The sequence below is a fragment of the Pandoraea cepalis genome, from assembly GCF_902459665.1.
Taxonomy (GTDB): Bacteria; Pseudomonadota; Gammaproteobacteria; order Burkholderiales; family Burkholderiaceae; genus Pandoraea; species Pandoraea cepalis.
The window spans coordinates 237209-257283 of record NZ_CABPSL010000004.1 but is presented as its reverse complement, the minus strand read 5'-3'; the positions used below and the strand labels follow the sequence as shown (position 1 = coordinate 257283).

Here is a 20075-nt window from a genome sequence, read left to right as displayed (position 1 = left end):
ATCTTTCTGACATATAACCCTCCGTACAAACAGGAAATTAACAAATTCCTCATGTACGTGAAACCGGGGCAGGATCACTGCGGGACACGAACGGGTTGCATCTTGGCCATCAGCTCGGCACGATCGAGCGTGACGTCGAAGAAGAACTTCAATCCGGCAATCGCGGCATTGAGCGAGATCGGCGAAGTGCCGGTATCGACGAGATGCAACTGATACCACCTCAGATCTTCTACGGTGGCCGTATCAGGCGAGCGGCCGAGAAACCCCGCGAATCGTTTCACGGCGCGCAGGTAACCGTTTTGTGTCTTGGCAGTGAATTTGCGCATCCGCATGTCGTCGATCATGCGCTGGCGCAGCGGACTGATGGTTTGAGTGGATGGGTTCATGGCTCGGCTCCTGTCGAAAAACGAGGCGGATTGCCTCATTCCTCAACATAGAAAACCGGGGCTTTGTCTCAACTACCCACCGGCGCCGGATCGGAGCCCCCTACCGCGCGAGCGGTTTAGTCCATTGATAGAAGCCGCCATTCAACGGTAGTGACTCATCGGCAGAAATCGGCCAAACCGGACTGTGGGAATTTAATGGAAGTGCGGCTTGCTGGATGTCCGCTTTCAACATATTCGAATACCGATTCTGGATTGGAAGGCTTGCGCTAAATCGGTTTACTATCCAGTTTGAAGACCGGATGGTTTAGCAGAAGTGAAACCCCGCATACACAAATTCCTGACACCCTATCAAGGCGACTTGAGCAAAAAGTCGGCGAATTGCGCCGCAGGACCATCGTGCAGCCCGCCGCCATCGCGACGTACAACATAAAGCGCTTTTTGTATCGGTTCGCCTGAAATTGGTATTGCGTGCAACTGTCCGTTGCGCACTTCATGGGTTACGGCCGCGGCCATGACCAGAGAAATGCCGAGGCCGGCTTGTACTGCATGTTTTACCGCTTCCGTGCTCCCCAGTTGCATCGATACACCAATCGTGCTCGCGTCAGTGCCAAAATACTGTTGCAACAGACGCCCCGTTCCGCTACCGGCCTCCCCCCCCAACAATTGCTGGCCCTTTAACAAATCACGGGGAATATTGCTCATGCCGGCCCAAGGATGGTTCGGCGGAACGATTAAGACCAGCTCTTCACGTCGCCAAACCGTTGGAACAAATCCGGGGCGGTCATCCCACCACTCCATAATTGCAACATCGATTTCAAGATTTTGCAGCTTATCGGCGATGGCGGTATTGGCCCCAATGATCACGTCCAACTCATGCGGCGAAACATCCTTGTACGATTTCAAATACGGCTGCAGCAGATATATCCCCGTATTGGAACTGGCCCCAATCACGACTGAGGTTTTTTTAAATAAGGTGCTGGCCAGTTCGTAGGTTCTTATCATGTTTTCCGCGTATGGCAGGAAGACATGGCCTTCCGGCGTCAGCGTGCTGCCTGCATTGTTGCGTGCGATCAAATTGACATTCAGCGATTGTTCCAGCCGCTTTACATGCTGCGTCACGGCTGGTTGCGACAAACCAGTATTTTTGGCGGCTTCACGAAAACCGCCGCATCTCGCAACCGCCAGAAAGGTTGCAACGGATCCCAGTTTAATCATACGGCTATACCGATGTAAATAAGGGGTTATTGATTGCGCCGACAGGTCTTTCTCCAGCCAGAGCCTGGAGGATGTTGGTTGCCGCTTGCCGCTCAATCTCTATCCGCACTTCCTTGACCGCCGACCCAAGGTGAGGTGTGAAAAAAGTCTGCAAGGTATTGTCCAGCAGGGATTGAGGAACGCTTTCCGGCCTTTCCGGCCGAGCCCATTCCTCCATCTCGAACACATCGGCTGCATAGCCGGCAAGCCTTTCCGTTCGTAGCGCCTCGACCACTGCCGATTCATCGACCACAGAACCACGGCAGGCATTGATCAGATAACTGCCAGACTGCATTTTGCCTATGGTATCGGCATTGAACAGGTGCAGGTTTTGCGGAGTCATCGGCAGCATCGGAACCACGAAATCGCTGGTTGCCAACAATTCGTCGAGGCTCAAGCGGCGTGCGCCCCATGCCTGCTCCAGATCGTCGGTCAGCGCGACGTTGTCGCAGTAAACCAGTTTCATATCGAAGGCCGAAAGCCGCCTAGCAATTGCCCTGCCCACTGCCCCCATACCTACAATGCCAAGTGTACGGCCTGTCAGTCCGATGCCATACAATTCCGGGCGCCAGCCTTGAAATCTTCCGCTGCGGATTCTGCGGTCACCTTCCATCAGATGCCGAGTCAAACCCAAAAGCAGACCGATTGTCAATTCGGCCGTCGGAATCGTAAGCAGGTCCGGCACGATGCTGAACCATATTCCACGTTGTGTGCAGGCATCAACGTCGAAATTATCGTAACCCTTGAGCGCAGCGCTGACTATCTTCAGTTTAGGGCATCTCCCAAGAAAATCCGCGTCTATAGTATCTGGCATGAAAACCATCAGCGCGTCGGCATCCTTGGCGCGTAGCAGCAAGTCTTCACGGGGAAGTGTCTCGCGCGTTGTGTTGGGAATGACATCTGCGGCGGATTGCAATAGATCGATGATCTCAGGGTGGACCCAGTGGGTAAGTACAATTTTTGGTTTCATAAAATCTTATTGCTCCTCATGTTATGGCCTGTGAGAGCTTGTAGCGGCACCGTAGCGCTTCGCTTGCATTGTCGATCAAGGCAACAAGTCCCCAAGTGATCAGGATATAGGCCATCATTTGTTGATAAAAGAATAACTGCTGCGCATTGTAAAGTGCCTGTCCGATACCACCCGCACCGATCAGCCCCATTACCGTGGCCATGCGCAAATTCCACTCAAAGCGAAACAGAGAATGTGCGGCCAGCGGCCCGAGCGCCAAGGGAAAGGTGGCGTAGGCGGAAACGGCCAGCCTGGAGGCACCTGTTGACGCCAAGGCAAGTTGTGGTGCTGGAGCGGCGTTCTCTAGAGATTCGGCGAATAGTCTTGCCAGGCAACCCGCCGAGTGGATGCCCAGCGCCCAGGCACCTGCCGTCGGGCCGACACCAGCGACTGCGATCAGGACTAGACCCCATACCACCTCCGGCACCGTGCGCAGGAACTCCATCATCCGTCGCACCGGCCAAGCAAGCCAAATCGGTGCGATATTTCGCGCGCTGCAAGTCCCCGCGATGATCGCCGCAATTATCGCGCCGCTGGTACCTGCAGCCGCCATCCATATGGTTTCCCAGATTTGCTGGGGCAACTGTGTCCATCCCCGGGCAGTCATTTCAGGCGGGAACATTTGCCCGAATACCTCTATCGCGTGTCCAAGCGCGATCATATGAGGACTATAGGCCGTCAGGGCGACCAAACCGGCGGGAATCAACGCCAACAGCCAGCGCGGGTGCTTCCTGAGCCAGAATGCAACCTGATCCAACACGGCGATCATTGTAACGAGAACAAGAATTAAGGTGGTCACGCGAGGTAAATCCAGTGCTGCCAGCGAACCAACCAACTCACTGCCAAGTCCGCCTCCGCCAACTGCGCCAACGACGATGGACGCACGCAAAGCGCTTTCAAACTCGTACGCGCCATAAGTCATTAGGTCAGCACGCTTTAGCGGCAAAAGGCCATACATGGCAATTTGCAGCCGCGAAGCGCCGGTGGCGCCGAGCGCGTCGAGTGGCCCCTTTGGTGCTGTACGCAAAATGTCTGCGAACATCTTGGAGACGATGGCAGTGTAATACAACGCAATCGCCAGCAAGCCGGCCCCCGGCCCGATGCCGAAGAGGATGACGCAGAGAATTGCCAGCGTTAAATCAGGAATGGCCCGCCAGGCTGCAAGTGCCGAAAGCAGCGTGCGCGCACCGCTCAAGCGCAGTCCCGCCGCGACTCCGAGTGGAATGCTAACGCAAAAGGCAATGAATATTGCCCCAACCGCCATCCCAATTGTTTCCATTACCGGCTCAACCAACGCAAGTAGATAGGAGGGCGTCAAAACCGGAGGAAAAAATGAAAGGAAAAGAGTCAACCCGTTCATCAGCTGGCATGCCCCAATGATGCAACTCCCTCCCGCGAGCCACCAGCCGGGTGCTTTGCACTTAACTCTATCAACGTGCCCTGCCGGACTTCGATGATGCGGTCGAAATAGCGCGCTGCAAGGTCGGGCTGATGCAGCGAGCAGATCAATGCCATGCCCCGTGAATACGCGAGGCTCGTTAATAGTCCCAAGATGTCGTTGGCAGTACCTGGATCGAGTGAGGCGACTGGTTCGTCCGCCAGCAATAACTGGGGTGCTTGAACCAAAGCGCGAGCGATGGCCACGCGCTGCTGCTCACCGCCGGACAACGCTGTAGTGGGCTCATGCAGTTTGTGCGCAAGCCCAACTGAAGCCAGCGCTGCTTGGCACTCGGCCAGTTCGTCTTGCCGCGGCCAAACCAAGTAACGCAATGCACGGCCATTAGACCAGCGGCCAAGCGCGCCAGCCATGACGTTTTGGTGCACACGTAGCGGCTCAACCAAATCATGCTTCTGCGCGACAAACCCAATTTTGCAGCGCAACTGCCTTAGCGCTGTTGCCGACAGGGAAGCCATGCTCACACCATCAAAAACAATCTGACCAGTGTGCGCTCTAATTTGGCCATTGACCGTCCGCAGCAGCGTGGTTTTCCCAGTGCCACTCGGTCCGACCAGGGCCACTCGTTCACCCCGTGCCACCTGCAGGTCGATCTGCGTCATAATAGCCGCATCGACACTTGGTGGCGCGATCGCTACTGATTTCAAACTGAGAAGGGGGGTGTTGATATGCAGAGCGGACGCCGCCAATGTCGCACCGAAATTTCCCGGATTCATCTCGATAGCTGCCGTCATCACATTAGCCCCAATTCTTTTGCTACGCGCTCGACCTCGGAATATTCATCATTATTGGCAACCACGAAATGCTTTGCGCGCAGAATTCCCAATATCTTGTCATCATGACCCGGCTCAAGGCGTAGCATCGCGTTGGAAAATTTTTGCTCCAAGTCGCGCGGCAAATCCTTTCGCGCCGCCCAGACGTAGTCCGCGAATGCTGGTGTCGTAAAGAACACCTTCATTTCGTTGCCGGGAATCTTGCCGTCGGCAATCATTGACTTGTAAACGGTTTCGTCGAGAGAGCCTGCGTCACAAGCGCCTGTTGCCACTGCCTGCGCCGTTGCAGCATGACTTCCTGTATAGCGATAAGACTTAAGATCGTGGTCGGGCAGGATGCCGGCATTTTTCATGGCCAAATAAGAAAAAAGATGACCGCTGGTCGAATTGATGTCGCCAAAACAGAAGGTTTTGCCCTTAAGGTCTTTGAGACTGTCAATCCCCGTACTTTTGCGGGTGATTAACAGCGAGTGGAATTGACGGTCAACATCGCGCTGCACTAGCGGAATGGCGCCGTAACGGGCATGCGCCTTAACGTACGTCAAACCGCCGAAATAAGCCACGTCCAGGGAACCGTTTCCGAGACCCTCTACCGTTGCGTTGTAGCTTGTGGGAATGATCAGCTTCACGGGCATGCCAAGTTGCTGCTCAAGATACTTCTGCAGAGGCACCTTTTCTTCGACTGAAACTTGGGTGGCGCCGGCATCCGGTATCATGCCGATTCGCAGCGGTTCAGCAGCAAGGGCGGGCGTCAGCGACAGCAGCAGGACAACATTAGCGGCAAGCAATGTTGTGATTTTCCGCGCAATACAAGAATTAGGTTTCATAAATTGCTCCTTATTGATAAATCAGTTATTGTGATTTGGTTTCGGAATCAATCCCGGCCAATGATTGCTAAATCGAATTAGCGAATGAATTCTAGTTACCGTTTGTTACGGCAGCATGACACTCATGGATTCCTTTGCTCTTAGCAGGCTGCTGAAAAACTGGCCGACGGAGACGGTCGAGCAACGGGTAGCAAGGACAATTTGAGCACCCGATCTGACTGAGAACGATGCGAGGCACCGACACCTTCACCGAGAGCCTGTTCACCATGCGCAAGCTGGAGGACTTCGTGCCGGCACGGCACCCGCTGCGCGAGATTCGCAAGACGGCCAATGCGGCGCTGGACAAGCTGGGGCCAACGCTGACGGCGATGTATGCAGCCGAGGTCAAGGGCGGACGGCCGAGCATCGCGCCGGAGAAGCTGCTGCGCGCCATGCTGCTGCAGGTGCTGTTCAGCGTGCGATCTGAGCGGCAGCTGATGGAGCAGGTGCACTACAACCTGCTGTTCCGCTGGTTCATCGGGCTGTCGATGGACGACGCCGTGTGGGTGCCAACGGTATTCACCAAGAACCGCGAGCGCCTGATCAAGCATGACGCGGTCATCAAGTTCTTCAACGAGGTGGTGGACATTGCGCACAAGCGCGACCTGTTGTCGGGCGAGCACTTCAGCGTGGACGGCACGCTGATCCAGGCCTGGGCCGGGCACAAGAGCTTCGTGCCCAAGGACGACAAGCCCGACGCAGACGGTGGTGGTGCCCCGGCCGGCGACTTCAAAGGCCAGCGGCGCAGCAACGACACCCACGAATCGAAGAGCGACGGCGATGCACGGCTGTACCGCAAGGGCAACACCGCCAGCGAGCTGCGCTACATGGGCCACACCCTGAGCGACAACCGCCATGGGTTGATCGCCAGTGCCATGGTGACCCAGGCCGACGGCTTTGCCGAACGCGAAGCGGCCAAGGCCATGATCAGCGATGCGCGCCAAGCGCTGGGTGACGACGAGCGCGAGATGACGCTGGGCGCTGACAAGGGCTACGACGCCAAGGAGTTCATCGACGCCTGCATGTCGATGAAGGTCACCCCGCATGTGGCGCAGAACACGTCGGGCCGCAAGTCGGCGGTGCCCGACGAGATCGCGCAGACGCAGGGCTATGCGACCTCGCAACGCAAGCGCAAGCTCATCGAGCAGGGCTTCGGCTGGGCCAAGACAGTGGGCGGCATCCGCCAGGTGATGGTGCGCGGCCTTGAGCGTGTGGACCAGATGTTCGTGCTGACCATGGCCGCCTACAACTTGGTGCGCATGCGCAGCCTGGGACAAGTCCGTCTGCAGGCTGCCCAGTGACCAGAAACCGACCTGAAAGCGCATGAAAGTCGCTCCAAACCGATGAACTTCATGCTCAACATCCCGCATCGCGAAAAGCTCAGTGCCCCGACCTCGAATCGTGTGCAGAAGATCCGCGATCGGGGTGGTTTTTCAGCAGCCTGTTAGTGGCAAAGAGCAATTCGACCTGCGATGAAATTGGATTTATTTCATGAAGTTGCAAATCTCACTTCCTCAGACCATTGAAAGATTGGCGGATCATTCGTTCCATCCCAGAAAGCCGACCATGTTCTCGACCCGAAGATGTACTAGAGGATGTCCAAGCGATACGCTTCTGGTGAAGCAGGGAACTCAGTTTAGACAGGATATTTCGCAAGACTAGCTGGACAACGGCTGCTTGGGTCGTTAGTGAAGTTGAAGTTGAAGTTGACCCCATTTCACGGACACCTTATTGTTCTTGCAGAAGGAGTCCGAAGTGAGCAAACCACATACCCCCAAGCCACCTTATCCAGCGCAATTTCGTGAGCAAATGATTGAACTGGTTCGTGCCGGACGCAAGCCCGGCGAACTGGCCCGTGAGTTTGGCTGCCATGCCACCAGCATCCTGAACTGGGTGCGTCAGGCCGATGCGTCCAGCGGTGTTGTCCCTGGAGAGGCCGGTGCGTTGAGTGCCAGCGAGCGCCAGGAACTCATCGAGCTAGGGGTCGTCTCAGAAAACGGAAAATAAAGCACGTTAAGCTGGTGGCAGCGGTCGCAACGCCCTGAACTTCCCTGCACCGACCTTGGTGCTGCTGCGCCAAAGGTAATCGCCGGTCAGATTGATGTGTTCCCACCCCAGCGGCGATAGGTACTGCAACAGCGTGTCATCGACGGTCTGGCTGTGGCTACGCAAAGCACTGGTGGCACGCTCCAGATAGACCGTATTCCACAACACGATGGCCGCCGTCACCAGATTGAGGCCGCTGGCTCGATAGCGTTGTTGCTCAAAGCTGCGGTCGCGGATTTCACCCAATCGGTAGAAAAAGACAGCCCTGGCCAACGCGTTGCGCGCTTCGCCCTTATTCAGTCCAGCATTGACGCGGCGACGCAGCTCCACGCTTTGCAGCCAATCCAGTATGAACAGCGTGCGCTCAATGCGCCCCAACTCGCGCAGTGCAACGGCCAATCCGTTCTGACGCGGATAGCTACCGAGCTTGCGCAACATCAGCGAGGCCGTCACCGTACCCTGCTTGATCGAGGTGGCGAGCCGCAATATTTCATCCCAATGGGCGCGTATTTGCTTGATGTTCAGCCTGTCGCTGCTAATCATCGGCTTGAGCGCGTCATAGACGGCATCGCCCTTGGGGATGAACAACTTGGTGTCGCCCAGGTCCCGGATACGTGGCGCGAAGCGAAATCCCAGCAAATGCATCAAGCCAAACACGTGATCGGTGAAGCCCGCTGTATCGGTGTAGTGCTCCTCGATCCGCAAGTCGGACTCGTGGTACAGCAAGCCATCGAGCACGTAGGTCGAATCGCGCACGCCTACGTTGACCACCTTGGCGCTGAATGGCGCGTACTGGTCGGAGATATGAGTGTAGAAAGTCCGTCCCGGACTGCTGCCATATTTCGGGTTGATGTGTCCCGTGCTCTCGGCCTTGCTGCCGGTTCTGAAGTTCTGGCCATCGGATGAGGACGTGGTGCCATCACCCCAGTTCGCGGCGAAGGGTTGCCGGAACTGCGCATTGACCAGCTCGGCCAGGGCCGTTGAGTACGTTTCATCCCGGATGTGCCACGCTTGCAGCCACGACAGCTTCGCGTAGGTCGTGCCAGGGCAGGACTCGGCCATCTTGGTGAGCCCAAGATTGATGCCATCGGCCAGGATCGTCGTCAGCAGCAACGTCTTGTCCTTGGCGGTGTCACCGGTTTTCAGATGTGTGAAGTGCCGGGTGAAACCCGTCCACTCATCAACTTCCATCAAGAGTTCGGTGATCTTGACGTGCGGCAGCAGCATCGCCGATTGGTCGATCAGGGCTTGCGCGGTTTCAGGCACAGCCGCGTCCAGCGGCGTGATCTTCAGGCCGGACTCGGTAATGATGGCGTCCGGTAGATCATTGGCCGCCGCCATGCGGTTGACGGTAGCGAGCTGCTGTTCCAGCAATTCCAGCCGGTCGTGCAAATACTGATCGCAGTCAGTGGCCACTGCCAGCGGCAATTCGCTGGCCAGCTTCAGAGTAGCGAACTTCTCGGCCGGCACCAGGTACTCATCAAAGTCCTTGAACTGGCGCGAACCCTGCACCCAGACATCGCCTGAGCGCAGCGCGTTCTTAAGCTCCGACAGGGCGCACAGCTCGTAGTAGCGCCGGTCAATACCATCATCCGTGAGCACCAGTTTCGCCCAGCGTGGCTTGATGAATGCGGTCGGCGCGTCGGCGGGCACCTTGCGAGCATTGTCGTTATTCATGTCGCGTAGCACGTCGATGGCATCGAGCACGCCTTTGGCGGCTGGTGCCGCCCGTAGCTTGAGTACGTCCAGGAACTGCGGTGCGTAGCGGCGCAACGTGGTGTAGTTTTCACCGATGCGATGCAGAAAGTCGAAGCTCTCCGGTTGCGCGAGCTTTTGCGCCTCCGTGACGCTGGCGGCGAAGGTATCCCACGGCATTACGGCCTCGATGGCGGCGAACGGATCGCCGCCGCTCTGTTTGGCTTCCAGCAAGGCTTGGCCGATGCGGCCATACATCCGCACCTTGTCATTGATCGCCTTGCCGGAAGCCTGAAACTGCTGCTGATGCTTGTTCTTGGCGGCGTTGAATAGTTTGCCAATGATGCGGTCGTGCAGGTCGATGATTTCGTCGGTGACGGTGGCCATACCTTCAATGGCCAGCGAAACCAGAGTGGCATAGCGTCGTTGCATCTCGAACTTTGCCAGATCGGCAGGCGTCATCTGCCCACCCTCACGGGCGATCTTGAGCAGGCGGTTCTGGTGAACTTGTCGCTCGATGCCTGCGGGAAGGTCAAGCGCCTGCCAAGCCTTGAGGCGCTCGATGTGTTCAAGCATATGCCGAGAGTTCGGCTTGACGGGCGACTGGCGCAGCCATGCCAGCCACGTCAATTTGCTGCCGTCCTTGCGCTTGAGAAGTTCGTCCAGGCGCTGACGGTGGAGCGATAACAAAGAATCGGTCAACGCCGCGTAAATACGCCGGTTGGCACGGGTGATGGCCTCGGCGCTCGCGCGCTCGATGGCATTCATGGCGGGCAGGATGATGCTCTGCCGCCGCAGGTTTTCGACAAGGGTGCTGGCCAGCACAATCCCTTTATCGGTCTGCAAGGCCAGCTCGGTCAATGTATGCACGGCTTGCCGGTAGTGACTCATGGTGAAGGGCTTGAACCCGAACACCGTTTGCAGCTCGACCAAGTGCTCCCGCCGCGTCTGCTCGCGCTGGCCGTAATCGTTCCAACTTTCCACCGGCACCTTGAGTTGTGCGGCCACCATGCGCAACAGGGGCGGAAACGGAGGCTCATCGATGCCCAAGAAGATGCCAGGGAATCGCAAGTAGCAAAGCTGCACGGCGAAGCCCAATCGATTCGCAGCGCCGCGACGCTGGCGGATCACCGATAGGTCGGTTTCGTTGAACGTGTAGTGCCGTATCAGTTCGTCTTTGGCATCTGGTAGTGCCAGCAGGCTTTCGCGCTCGGTGGCGGACAGGATTGAGCGGCGCGGCATGATCAGTCTTCCCGCAGGTACTGGTACAAGGTTTCGCGACTGATGCCGAAGTCACGGGCCACCAAGGTTTTTTGATCGCCTGCCGCGACTCGCTGTTTCAACTTGGCAATTTGTTCGCTGTTCAGCGATTTCTTTCGTCCCCGGTAGGCACCGCGCTGCTTGGCCAGCACGATTCCCTCGCGCTGGCGTTCGCGGATCAGTGCGCGCTCGAACTCCGCAAAAGCCCCCATGACCGACAGCATCAAATTGGCCATCGGTGAGTCATCGCCGGTGAACGCCAGCCCTTCTTTGACAAACTCCATCCGCACGCCCCGTTGTGTCAGCCCCTGAACGATGCGGCGCAGGTCATCGAGATTGCGTGCCAACCTGTCCATGCTGTGCACCACCACGGTGTCGCCCTCGCGCACAAAGGCCAGCAGCCTTTCAAGTTCGGGACGTTGCGTGTCCTTGCCGGAAGCCTTATCGGTGAATACCTTACCGACTTCGATTTGCTCCAGTTGCCGATCAGGGTTCTGGTCGAAGCTGCTGACGCGGATATAGCCAATGCGTTGACCTTGCAAGGTGCCTCCAAAGGTAAAAGTGTCAGGATGAAATCCATTACCCTTGGCGGCTTGTGTCAATAAATACAAACTACAACTCTATTCTGACGTGCTTTGCGCCAAGCATCTGACATCAGGTTAGGGTATAGCCCAGATGGACACGGCATATTCATCCAACCCCCAGGTAAGCAACCAGCACGAAATGCTGGGATGCCCTGCGTTATCGGCGGCGGTCTGAAAGCGCGTAAAAATGGCGGTTGAGCGCGTTTTTCGATTGATTGCCTAAAAATTGGATGTCAGCAATGGGGCAAAACGAAGACCCGCAAGGCCGCGTTTGTTGACATAGTTCTGCTCAAATGGCGAGCTCTAAACCTGACCTCCAACCCGGTGCCTGAACACCAAGAATGTGGCGTAGATTTCAAGGATTACTGGCCCCGTCAGTGACTAGCCAGTAGTTGAAAGCGCCACACTAAACCTGCGCGTGGTCTAAATCCGCTTTGTGGCTGGGGTCAACATGGGCCATCAGGTTGAGAACGCGGTGCCTTTGCATGACCCGCCTACGGGCATCCACTGCGATGTTGTGTCCCACTTCGACGGTCAATGATGCATCCACTTCGATGTGCGCATCGACCACCACCATGTCACCCATCTTGCGGGTTTTTAGGTCGTGAACGCCATCCACGCCTGGCGTTTCAAGCAAGGTCTTTTTGATTGCTGCCAGTTCTTCTTCGTCAATACCACGGTCCATCAAGTCATTCATGGCCTCCCAACCAAACTCCCAGCCCATGCGCGCGATCATGAATCCGACGATTAGCGCCGCGATCGGGTCCAATATGGGGTAGCCCATCAAATTGCCGACGATGCCAAGCCCTACAACCAAAGATGAAGCGGCATCTGACCTCGCGTGCCACGCGTTGGCAATCAGCATGCTTGACTTGACACGCTTCGCAACGGCCAGCATGTAGCGAAACAGCGACTCCTTTGCCACCAGCGCGATGCCAGCAACCCACAGCGCCATGGCATGCACCTGCGCGATAGATTCTGGGTTGCGCAGCTTCATGAACGCCGACCAGATCATTCCAACGCCAACCACCAGCAGCAATATGCCGAGCAACATGGAAGCCGCGTTCTCGAATCGATGGTGTCCGTACGGGTGGTCCTCGTCTGCGTCTTTCTTGCTGTGATGGCTTGCAAAAAGCACCACGAAATCCGCCACCAAGTCGGACAGCGAATGGATACCGTCAGCGATCAAGCCTTGAGACTTGGACAGAATGCCGATGGCAATTTGTGTTGCAGAAAGAAGCACATTGACCACCACACTGACCCAAGTGCTGCGAGATGTGGCGGCGGCGCGCTCTGCTACGGTCTGGGTGCTCTCTTCGTGGTCTTGGGGTATTTCTGAAAATTGCATGGCGATGAGGTTTATGAAAGAGGCGGGATTGTCTGTGCCCGACCCTAACCATACCTTATTGCAACATCAAGACAGTGTCTGACGCATGAACATAAAAGCACGCAAGACAACTGACGACACTAATGCGGTTGATTCTCACTTGCCTGCAATAAGCGTTGCATTGTGGAATTTCTTTACAAAACAAAGTGGTTTTATGGGCAACAAACGCTTCCAAGAGGTTGACTCGCGCAACTGTCAATACGAAAATACGCGCATCTCAACAACGGAGCTATCTCCATGGAATCTGGCCCTAGTGCCTGTTCGCCCAAGGCGAACAACCCAGCGCGTACGTAGGCGGCCTTTTTCCGCGTCGTCCCGCTGGTTTCAGCAGGACGATGTGTTGCAGTTCTCTCATCCGGAGCCAGTTCTTGGCGTCGGGGCACATCTCCTAAGTTTGTTTGCATTCGCGCATCTCGTTTGCGCCGAAGCGTTCGCCTGAACGTTTTCGGTCGCCTGCGGCATGCGCTTGTCGATCTCGGTCCCTATAGATCGATGTCAAAAAGGAGTTGCCATGAAATTCATCATCCACTTTGCCGCCACTGCCGTGGCCCGGGTTCGTCTCGCCGCTTTCACCCGCCGGGTCAAGAAGGCCAGCCAGCACTACGACCCTATCGCTGCCGCTTCTCGCGGACCGCTGCTGTCCATGCTGATCAGCGCCTGCTGATCGCTCGAACCATGAATCCGGGAGAAACATCATGACCCAATTCAACACCATGAACGAGGCCGTCAAGGTCGGATCAAGCGCCGTACTCGACAGCGCCCACATCGGCGATATCCGCGGTGCCTTTGGCACCATCAAGCTCGGCGACCACAGCGCGCGCACAAGCTGGAAACAGCGTTGGCAAACCCTGCTCGCGATCCTTGGCCCAGGCCTGATCGTGATGGTTGGCGACAACGATGCGGGGGCCTTCGGTACCTACACGCAAGCCGGACAAAACTACGGCACCTCGTTGCTCTGGACCCTTTTGCTGCTGGTGCCTGTTCTGTATGTCAATCAAGAAATGGTGTTGCGCCTTGGTGCGGTTACCGGCGTGGGGCACGCTCGCCTCATTTTTGAACGGTTCGGCAAGTTCTGGGGCGCATTCAGCGTCATCGACCTGTTCCTGCTCAATGCCTTGACCATCGTGACCGAGTTCATTGGCATCAGCCTCGGGCTCGACTACCTGGGCGTCTCACGCATCTGGGGTGTAGGCATCGCGGCGGTGATCATCATCGGTGCCGCCAGTACGGGCGACTTCCGCCGCTTCGAGCGGTTTTCGTTGTTCCTGGTGTTTGCAAGCTTGCTGCTGATTCCAATCGTGATCATGGTCCACCCGGCCCCCACGCAGATCGCCCACGACTTTCTGGTACCGCAAATGCCCAAGGACAGCAAACTCAGCGAGGTCATGCTGCTCATCATCGGCATCGTGGGCACTACTGTCGCTCCTTGGCAACTTTTCTTCCAGCAGAGCTACGTCATCGACAAGCGCATCACTCCTCAGTTCATCAAGTACCAAAAGGCCGACCTCTGGATTGGCATCGTCATGGTGGTTGTGGGTGCCGTAGCCATGATCGCTTTCGCAGCGCAAACCTTTGGCGGACAACCGGAATTCGGAAACTTCACCAACGCGCTGGGCATCGCCAACGGACTTGAAAAATACTATGGCCGCGTACCTGGCGTTTTCTTCGCCATCGCGCTCATCGACGCATCCATCATCGGTGCTTTGGCTGTTTCACTCTCTACAGCGTATGCCATTGGAGACACGCTTGCCGTGAAGCACTCCCTGCACCGCAAGCCCAGCGACGCCAAAGCCTTCTATGCGGTCTATATTGGCCTGATCATCGTTGCAGCTGCCTTGGTGCTCACACCCGGCACACCACTGGGATTGCTCACTAATCTGGTCCAGACCCTGGCTGGGGTTCTGTTGCCAAGCGCCACGGTCTTCCTGCTCTTGTTGTGCAATGACAAGGCCGTTTTGGGTCCTTGGGCCAATTCAAAGAGGCTCAACTGGTTCACTGCCGCCATCATTGCCGTGCTGGTAATGCTCTCGGTGATTCTTACCGCTGCGGTGCTGTTTCCGGACATCAGCGACGCGCACATCCTGGGGGTGCTGATCGGCGGCACCGTCATCGGCGCGGTCCTGGCTTTCGCAGTCAAGCTCTACGAGCGCAAACAAGGCGTTCAAGCTATCGAGGACAACCTTCCGGCAATGACCCAAGCAGAGCGTGACAACTGGCGCATGCCCGCGATGGAAACCCTTGCCCCCGCGCGGTTGAGCCTATCGAGCCGCATGTGGATGCTGGTGCTGCGCGGGTACCTCGTGATCGCCGCTGGGCTTCTGATTGTCAAGCTCATTGTGCTGGCCGTGGCGAGTTAAGCGCCGCGCTGTGTAAGAAGCAGCATAAATGACCGTTTATAGGCTCGCTGTCCGTTGTTCAGTTTTATCCCATTTGCTTTGTACCACTACCGCTATTTCTCTGGGTAGGTTGTGTGCCTGCTAGCGATTGGTCTGGCTCAATGCTGCTGACCTGCCCACAGAAATCACACTACTGGCCTGCCCGTAAGCTGACTGTGGTGGATGACTCTTAACAGCCCATGGCGGGTGCTCGATTTGATGAAGTGGCAGCTACATAGCTGCCTGTCGATCCCCGGTTGTCAATGACGGGTCTGGAGCAGCCAGATCACAAATGGCAAATACCGGTAAGTGCCTGTTGCAGCCGTTCAGACCCGCAGTCCAACGGTGCCAATATTCGGTTGAGGCCCAACATCCAGCACGACTCCACCGGCGGTTTTCAATTGCAAATAATCTGAGTCAGCGGCGACGGAATGCGAGTCGGTCGCTACGATTGCAAGTTCATTTGCAAATAATGTGAGTCTGACTGTGCGGTCAGTTGCAAATAATCTGAGTCGGAAAAGCCGCTGATTGCAAGTCGGGCCGTTTTCAAACGCGAGTCACTACACGTAGCGATGCCGCCGCATCGGTGGGCAGCAAGCCGGTCTGCGAACGCGTGAAGAGCGTTTGCCCCAGCACCGCCTCCAGCGAGGCGATATGACGGCCGACCGTCGGCTGCGTAATGCCCAACGCACGCGCCGCACCGGAGAGCGAGCCCTCGGTCAGCACGGCGAGAAACGTCCGGCAGAGATCCCAGTTCAGTGGCGTCATCATACAAAAATGTATAGCGGGTAGATGGTTTTCGGTAATTTTAATTGAATTGCCTCGCGCGGAGAATGGCGTCACCGACAACATTCAAGGAGCGGCGTCATGCACTACGGGTCCCCACACAAAGTCTCTCGCGCGCTGGTCCTCGGGGCGACCGGTGGCATCGGCGGCGAAGTCGCGCGTCAGTTGCTCGCCGCCGGCTGGCATGTGCGCGCGTTGCGTCGCGGCGGTGCGCCGCGCGCCGCTGCCTCGTCCGCCGGCATCGAGTGGCTCGACGGCGACGCCATGCAGACCGGCGACGTCCTCGCGGCGGCACGCGACTGCGAGGTGATCGTGCATGCCGTCAACCCGCCCGGCTATCGCCACTGGGACACGCAAGTGTTGCCGATGCTCGACAACACGCTTGCGGCCGCCACGATGCATGGCGCCACCATCGTTCTGCCGGGCACGGTCTACAACTACGGCCCCGAGACATTCCCGGTCCTGCGCGATGACGCCGCGCAGCGGCCGCGCACACGCAAGGGCCGCATCCGCGCGACGATGGAAGCCCGTCTGCGCGACGCGAGCCAGCACGGCGTGCAGACGATCATCGTGCGCGCCGGAGATTTTTTCGGAGCGCAATCACGCAATAGCTGGTTTGGACAAGGGCTGGTGAAGCCGGGTCGGATCGCGCGCGTCGTCCAGGTGCCCAACGCACGCGGCGTGGGTCATCAATGGTCCTATCTGCCCGACGTGGGCCGCGCCATGGTCATGCTCATCGAGCGTCGTCGTACGCTCGACGCCTTCGCCACCTTCCACATGGCCGGACATTGGGACGCCGACGGTACGCAGATGGCGGCTGCGATCACTCGCGTCATGGCGCGACACGGCGTGGACGTCAAGACCCGTCGATTCCCGTGGTGGCTGGTGTGGGTGGCATCGCCCTTCGTCACGACCCTTCGCGAGCTGCGTGAAATGCGCTACCTGTGGCAGCAGCCGGTGCGCATGGATAACACGCGACTCGTGGCGACGCTCGGGCACGAGCCGCACACGCCGCTGGAAATCGCGCTGAGCGCTACGCTGGAGGGACTCGGATGTTTGCCCGGCGGCGCGCCTTCGGACAGCACGCCAGCGGCACGTCCGACCTCCGGGGCGCGGTAACGCGCGTCAAGGTCAAGGCACCGGCAACCGAATGACCGACGGGCAGTCCGAGTAAAGGCGAGCCACGTCGTCGGCGCGCAAGGTCAGCACGGCGCGCTGATTGACGTAGCCCTTGTCGGTGATCTCGCCTTGCTCGAGCGACGGCGGCGCCGCCAGGATCACCGCGCGGGCGGCCCGCTGCGAACTGCCCGCGTCCTGTGCCAGTTGTGCGAGCGCGCCTGCCACCCACGCCCGGACATCGTCGTCCAGCGCCATTGCCTTGCCCTCGTGCAGGGCGTCGTCAAATGGCACCTTGGCGCGCATTGCGGGGCTCGGGAAGATCAGCAATCCGATCTCGTCACGGTCGTGCCCCGCGATCACCACATCCGACGCGTACGGTGCCAGCGCACTCACGGCACGCAAACGCAACGTACCGACCGACACCCATGTCCCGCTCGTCAGCTTGAAATCTTCCGAGACGCGACCGTCGAATATCACGCCCGCCCCCGGATCGTCCGGATCGCACAGGCGGCCCGCGTCTCCGGTCCGATAGAACCCCTCCTCGTCGAACGCGGCGGCCGTTGCCTCCGGATCGCCCGCATAGCGTTCGAACACCGACGGCCCGCGCACGCGCATCTCCAGCTTGTCGCCACTGGGCACGAACTTGAGTTCATTGCCCGGCACCGGCACCCCAATATTGCCTGCGCCCGGAATCGGGAAATGCACGCTGGTGATCAGTGGCGACGTCTCCGTCGCCCCCCACGCCGACGTGAAGAACGGCAACGTGTCGCAATGCCTCGACGCCAGTCGTTCGAACCGCTGCCATACCGCCGGCGGCAGGCTCGCCGCCGCGTAAAACAGCGCTTGAAGGCGACCGAAGAAGCGCGCGGCGAACGCGTCGTCCGCTTCCAGAAACGGCGCGAGCGCCTCGAAACCCTTGGGCACATTGAAGTGCAGCGTGGGCGACACATCACGAAGATTCTCGACGGAGCGACCGATCAACTCCGGCACGGGGCGGCCGTCATCGACATAGAACGCACCGCCGTTGCGCAGCACCATATGGAAGTTGTGATTCGCCCCGAACGTATGGCTCCACGGCAGCCAATCGACCACCACCGGTGCCGCCTCGTCGATGAAATGCCAGCATTGCGCGATCATCTGCTGATTCGCGGCGAGCATCCGGTGCGTGTTGACCACGATCTTCGGCTTTCCCGTCGAGCCGGAGGTCAGCAGCAACTTGGCGGTGTCTTCCGGGAGCACCTTGGCAAACGCCGCGTCCAGAGCGGGCGATGCCGCCGTGGCGGCGAGCGTCTCGAACGACAGCCAGTCTGCCCGCTTGCAGTCGGTCGCGACGATCGGACATCGAATGGGCGCACCCGCCAGCGCGCGCATAGGCGTCGCCATCTTCCACGTAGACGAGCGCCGGGTCGAGACGCGCCAGGATGCCGTGCAGCTTGCCCATGTCCTTCGCCACGCGCGAATAGGCCGACGACACGATGGCCGTCTGACGCCCCGCCATCATCGCGCCGAGTACCAGCAGTGCGTGGTTGACGCTATTGTCGGACAGGATCACGACCGGTCGATCTCGCGGCACGTCGAGGTCGAGCAACGCCTGCCCGACGCCGCGCGCCATGGTCAGTGCGTCGCGATACGTCACCCGACGCCAGAGATCGCCCTCCCCGGGCGCATGCCGCTGCGCGAGAAACACCGCATCGGGGGTGCGTGCAGCCCATTGCACGAGCCAGTCGACCGGGCTGCGCGCGAATTCGCCCAGCGGAGTCCGTGAGCGAATCACGAAGCTGCCGTCGGCACGCGTCTCGCGCTCGATATCGGGCCGGGCCAAGCGGCGCGCACCGGCAGCGGCGGCGCTCAATCGATCGTCCACTTGCCGCCTTTCACCGTAACGAGCACGCGACCATCTTCGCCATACGCCGAATGGTCCTGTGCATTGACGTTGATCATCCCGTGGGTTGCTGCCAAACCACGGGTCTGCTCAATGGCCGCGACCAAGGCGTCGCGAAACGCCTGCGTGCCGGGTTGCGCCTGCTTGGCCGCCACGGCCACCGCGCGGTCGAGCACGAGATAAGCATCGTAGGCATAGCCGGCAAACAGATTGCGCGAACCCGCCCCGTATTGCGCCTCGTAACGCTTGACGAAGTCCACGGCCACGGCGCGCCCGGGGTGGTCCGCGCGCAGTTGCTCGGCCACGAGAATGTTGCCTACCGGCAGAATCACGCCCTCGGCAGACTTGCCTCCGACACGCAGAAAGTCGTTGTTGGCGACGCCGTGCGTCTGGTAGATACGCCCCTTGTAGCCGCGCTCGCGCAACGTGTTCATCGGCAAGGCCCCCGGCGTGCCGCTGGCCGCGACGATCACGGCGTCGACGTTGGCCGACATCACCTTGAGGGCCTGTGCGGTCACCGACTGGTCATTGCGGGCATAGCGCTCGACCGGCGCGACCTGAATCTGCCGTGCAGCCGCGCGTGCCTGAATGTCCTTGAGCCACGCCTCTCCGTAAGAATCGGACAAGCCGATGAAGCCGAGCGTCTTGACGTGGTGCGCTTTCATGTCGTCGAGCACCGCATCGGCCATGACGGCGACCGACTGCGGCAGCGAGAAGACGTAGCGCATCTGGGTCGCACTCGGCACGAACGGGCAAAGCCCCAACTGCGGTGTGCGCGTATCGGCCGCGACCGCCGCCACCGCCAGACACGCCGGTGTCGTCGATGAGCCGATGATGGCGTCGACCTTGTCCTCCGTCGCCATGCGGCGCGCGTTCTTGGTTGCCGTGGTCGGGTCGGTCGCGTCGTCGAGGACGATATAACGCGCGGGCACGCCTCCGAGCGTGGGCGGGAGCATGCCGATGGCCTGCTTCTCCGGAATGCCAAGCGATGCACCAGGCCCCGTGGACGAGAGCGTCACACCGATAGTGACGCCGGGCGGTTGTGCGTCCGCGGGCGGCGCGACGCACAGCGCCGCCGCGCAGAAGGCCATTGCGCCAAGCGCGGCGCGCGAGAATGCGAAACGGTGAGTGAACCTCTTTGCCGCCATGTGACATGTCTCCTTGTCTTTTTGTATTTGGGGCCATGCCCCATGCCAC

15 protein-coding genes and 3 pseudogenes are annotated in these 20075 nt (G+C 58.7%); 5 read left to right on the top strand and 13 right to left on the bottom strand.

The window, feature by feature from the left end; translation table 11 throughout:
• Positions 1-77: 77 nt before the first annotated feature.
• The 6 genes and pseudogenes from PCE31106_RS08475 to phnD all read right to left on the bottom strand — a co-directional run.
• Positions 78-386 (bottom strand): annotated as a pseudogene (locus PCE31106_RS08475) (site-specific integrase); the annotation flags it as partial.
• A gap of 348 nt (positions 387-734) precedes the next feature.
• On the bottom strand, positions 735-1601 hold the full coding sequence (locus PCE31106_RS08470; RefSeq protein ID WP_137962690.1) for a LysR family transcriptional regulator: 867 nt from the start codon (positions 1599-1601) through the stop codon (positions 735-737).
• Between the two features lie 4 nt (positions 1602-1605).
• Positions 1606-2610, bottom strand: coding sequence for a phosphonate dehydrogenase (locus PCE31106_RS08465; protein ID WP_137962689.1), 1005 nt, complete (start codon positions 2608-2610; stop codon positions 1606-1608).
• A gap of 16 nt (positions 2611-2626) precedes the next feature.
• Positions 2627-4009: a PhnE/PtxC family ABC transporter permease gene (locus tag PCE31106_RS08460; RefSeq protein WP_011875618.1), complete on the bottom strand. Its 1383-nt coding sequence runs from the start codon at positions 4007-4009 to the stop codon at positions 2627-2629.
• Positions 4009-4839: a phosphonate ABC transporter ATP-binding protein gene (locus tag PCE31106_RS08455; protein WP_050782032.1), complete on the bottom strand. Its 831-nt coding sequence runs from the start codon at positions 4837-4839 to the stop codon at positions 4009-4011. The genes PCE31106_RS08460 and PCE31106_RS08455 overlap by 1 nt, the downstream gene beginning before the upstream one ends.
• Positions 4839-5705 (bottom strand): phosphate/phosphite/phosphonate ABC transporter substrate-binding protein, encoded by an 867-nt coding sequence (gene phnD / locus PCE31106_RS08450; RefSeq protein WP_137962688.1) that lies wholly within the window; start codon positions 5703-5705, stop codon positions 4839-4841. The genes PCE31106_RS08455 and phnD overlap by 1 nt, the downstream gene beginning before the upstream one ends.
• Positions 5706-5932: 227 nt before the next feature.
• Here phnD and PCE31106_RS08445 point away from each other — a divergent pair, with 227 nt between their 5' ends.
• Both PCE31106_RS08445 and PCE31106_RS08440 read left to right on the top strand, forming a co-directional pair.
• The gene (locus tag PCE31106_RS08445; RefSeq protein WP_150562993.1) at positions 5933-7045 is read left to right on the top strand and encodes an IS1182-like element ISBuce1 family transposase; all 1113 of its coding nucleotides are present in this window, start codon (positions 5933-5935) and stop codon (positions 7043-7045) included.
• Between the two features lie 454 nt (positions 7046-7499).
• On the top strand, positions 7500-7751 hold the full coding sequence (locus PCE31106_RS08440) for a transposase (protein WP_137962686.1): 252 nt from the start codon (positions 7500-7502) through the stop codon (positions 7749-7751).
• A gap of 6 nt (positions 7752-7757) precedes the next feature.
• Here PCE31106_RS08440 and PCE31106_RS08435 read toward each other — a convergent pair whose 3' ends face one another.
• The 3 genes from PCE31106_RS08435 to PCE31106_RS08425 form a co-directional block, all read right to left on the bottom strand.
• The gene (locus tag PCE31106_RS08435) at positions 7758-10727 is read right to left on the bottom strand and encodes a Tn3 family transposase (protein ID WP_150562992.1); all 2970 of its coding nucleotides are present in this window, start codon (positions 10725-10727) and stop codon (positions 7758-7760) included.
• Positions 10728-10729: 2 nt separating this feature from the next.
• Entirely contained in the window at positions 10730-11287 is a 558-nt protein-coding gene (locus PCE31106_RS08430; RefSeq protein ID WP_004213590.1) for a recombinase family protein, read from the bottom strand.
• Between the two features lie 448 nt (positions 11288-11735).
• Positions 11736-12677: a cation diffusion facilitator family transporter gene (locus tag PCE31106_RS08425; RefSeq protein WP_114815190.1), complete on the bottom strand. Its 942-nt coding sequence runs from the start codon at positions 12675-12677 to the stop codon at positions 11736-11738.
• Positions 12678-13227: 550 nt separating this feature from the next.
• Here PCE31106_RS08425 and PCE31106_RS23975 point away from each other — a divergent pair.
• Positions 13228-13380: a hypothetical protein gene (locus PCE31106_RS23975; RefSeq protein WP_157977922.1), complete on the top strand. Its 153-nt coding sequence runs from the start codon at positions 13228-13230 to the stop codon at positions 13378-13380.
• 31 nt (positions 13381-13411) lie between these two features.
• The gene (locus PCE31106_RS08420; RefSeq protein ID WP_150562991.1) at positions 13412-15073 is read left to right on the top strand and encodes an Nramp family divalent metal transporter; all 1662 of its coding nucleotides are present in this window, start codon (positions 13412-13414) and stop codon (positions 15071-15073) included.
• Positions 15074-15655: 582 nt separating this feature from the next.
• On the opposite strand, the pseudogene PCE31106_RS08415 reads toward PCE31106_RS08420, so the two are convergent.
• Positions 15656-15862 (bottom strand): annotated as a pseudogene (locus PCE31106_RS08415) (helix-turn-helix domain-containing protein); the annotation flags it as partial.
• A gap of 96 nt (positions 15863-15958) precedes the next feature.
• Between PCE31106_RS08415 and PCE31106_RS08410 the strand changes: the two are divergent.
• The gene (locus tag PCE31106_RS08410) at positions 15959-16996 is read left to right on the top strand and encodes an NAD-dependent epimerase/dehydratase family protein (protein WP_150562990.1); all 1038 of its coding nucleotides are present in this window, start codon (positions 15959-15961) and stop codon (positions 16994-16996) included.
• Between the two features lie 12 nt (positions 16997-17008).
• On the opposite strand, the gene PCE31106_RS08405 is transcribed toward PCE31106_RS08410, so the two are convergent.
• The 3 genes and pseudogenes from PCE31106_RS08405 to PCE31106_RS08400 form a co-directional block, all read right to left on the bottom strand.
• Positions 17009-18367 (bottom strand): AMP-binding protein, encoded by a 1359-nt coding sequence (locus PCE31106_RS08405; protein WP_254440952.1) that lies wholly within the window; start codon positions 18365-18367, stop codon positions 17009-17011.
• Positions 18368-18449: 82 nt separating this feature from the next.
• Positions 18450-18683, bottom strand: a pseudogene (locus PCE31106_RS24285) (AMP-binding protein); the annotation flags it as partial.
• A gap of 161 nt (positions 18684-18844) precedes the next feature.
• Complete coding sequence (locus tag PCE31106_RS08400; protein ID WP_150562989.1) at positions 18845-20026, bottom strand: ABC transporter substrate-binding protein; 1182 nt, start codon at positions 20024-20026, stop codon at positions 18845-18847.
• Positions 20027-20075 lie beyond the last annotated feature (49 nt).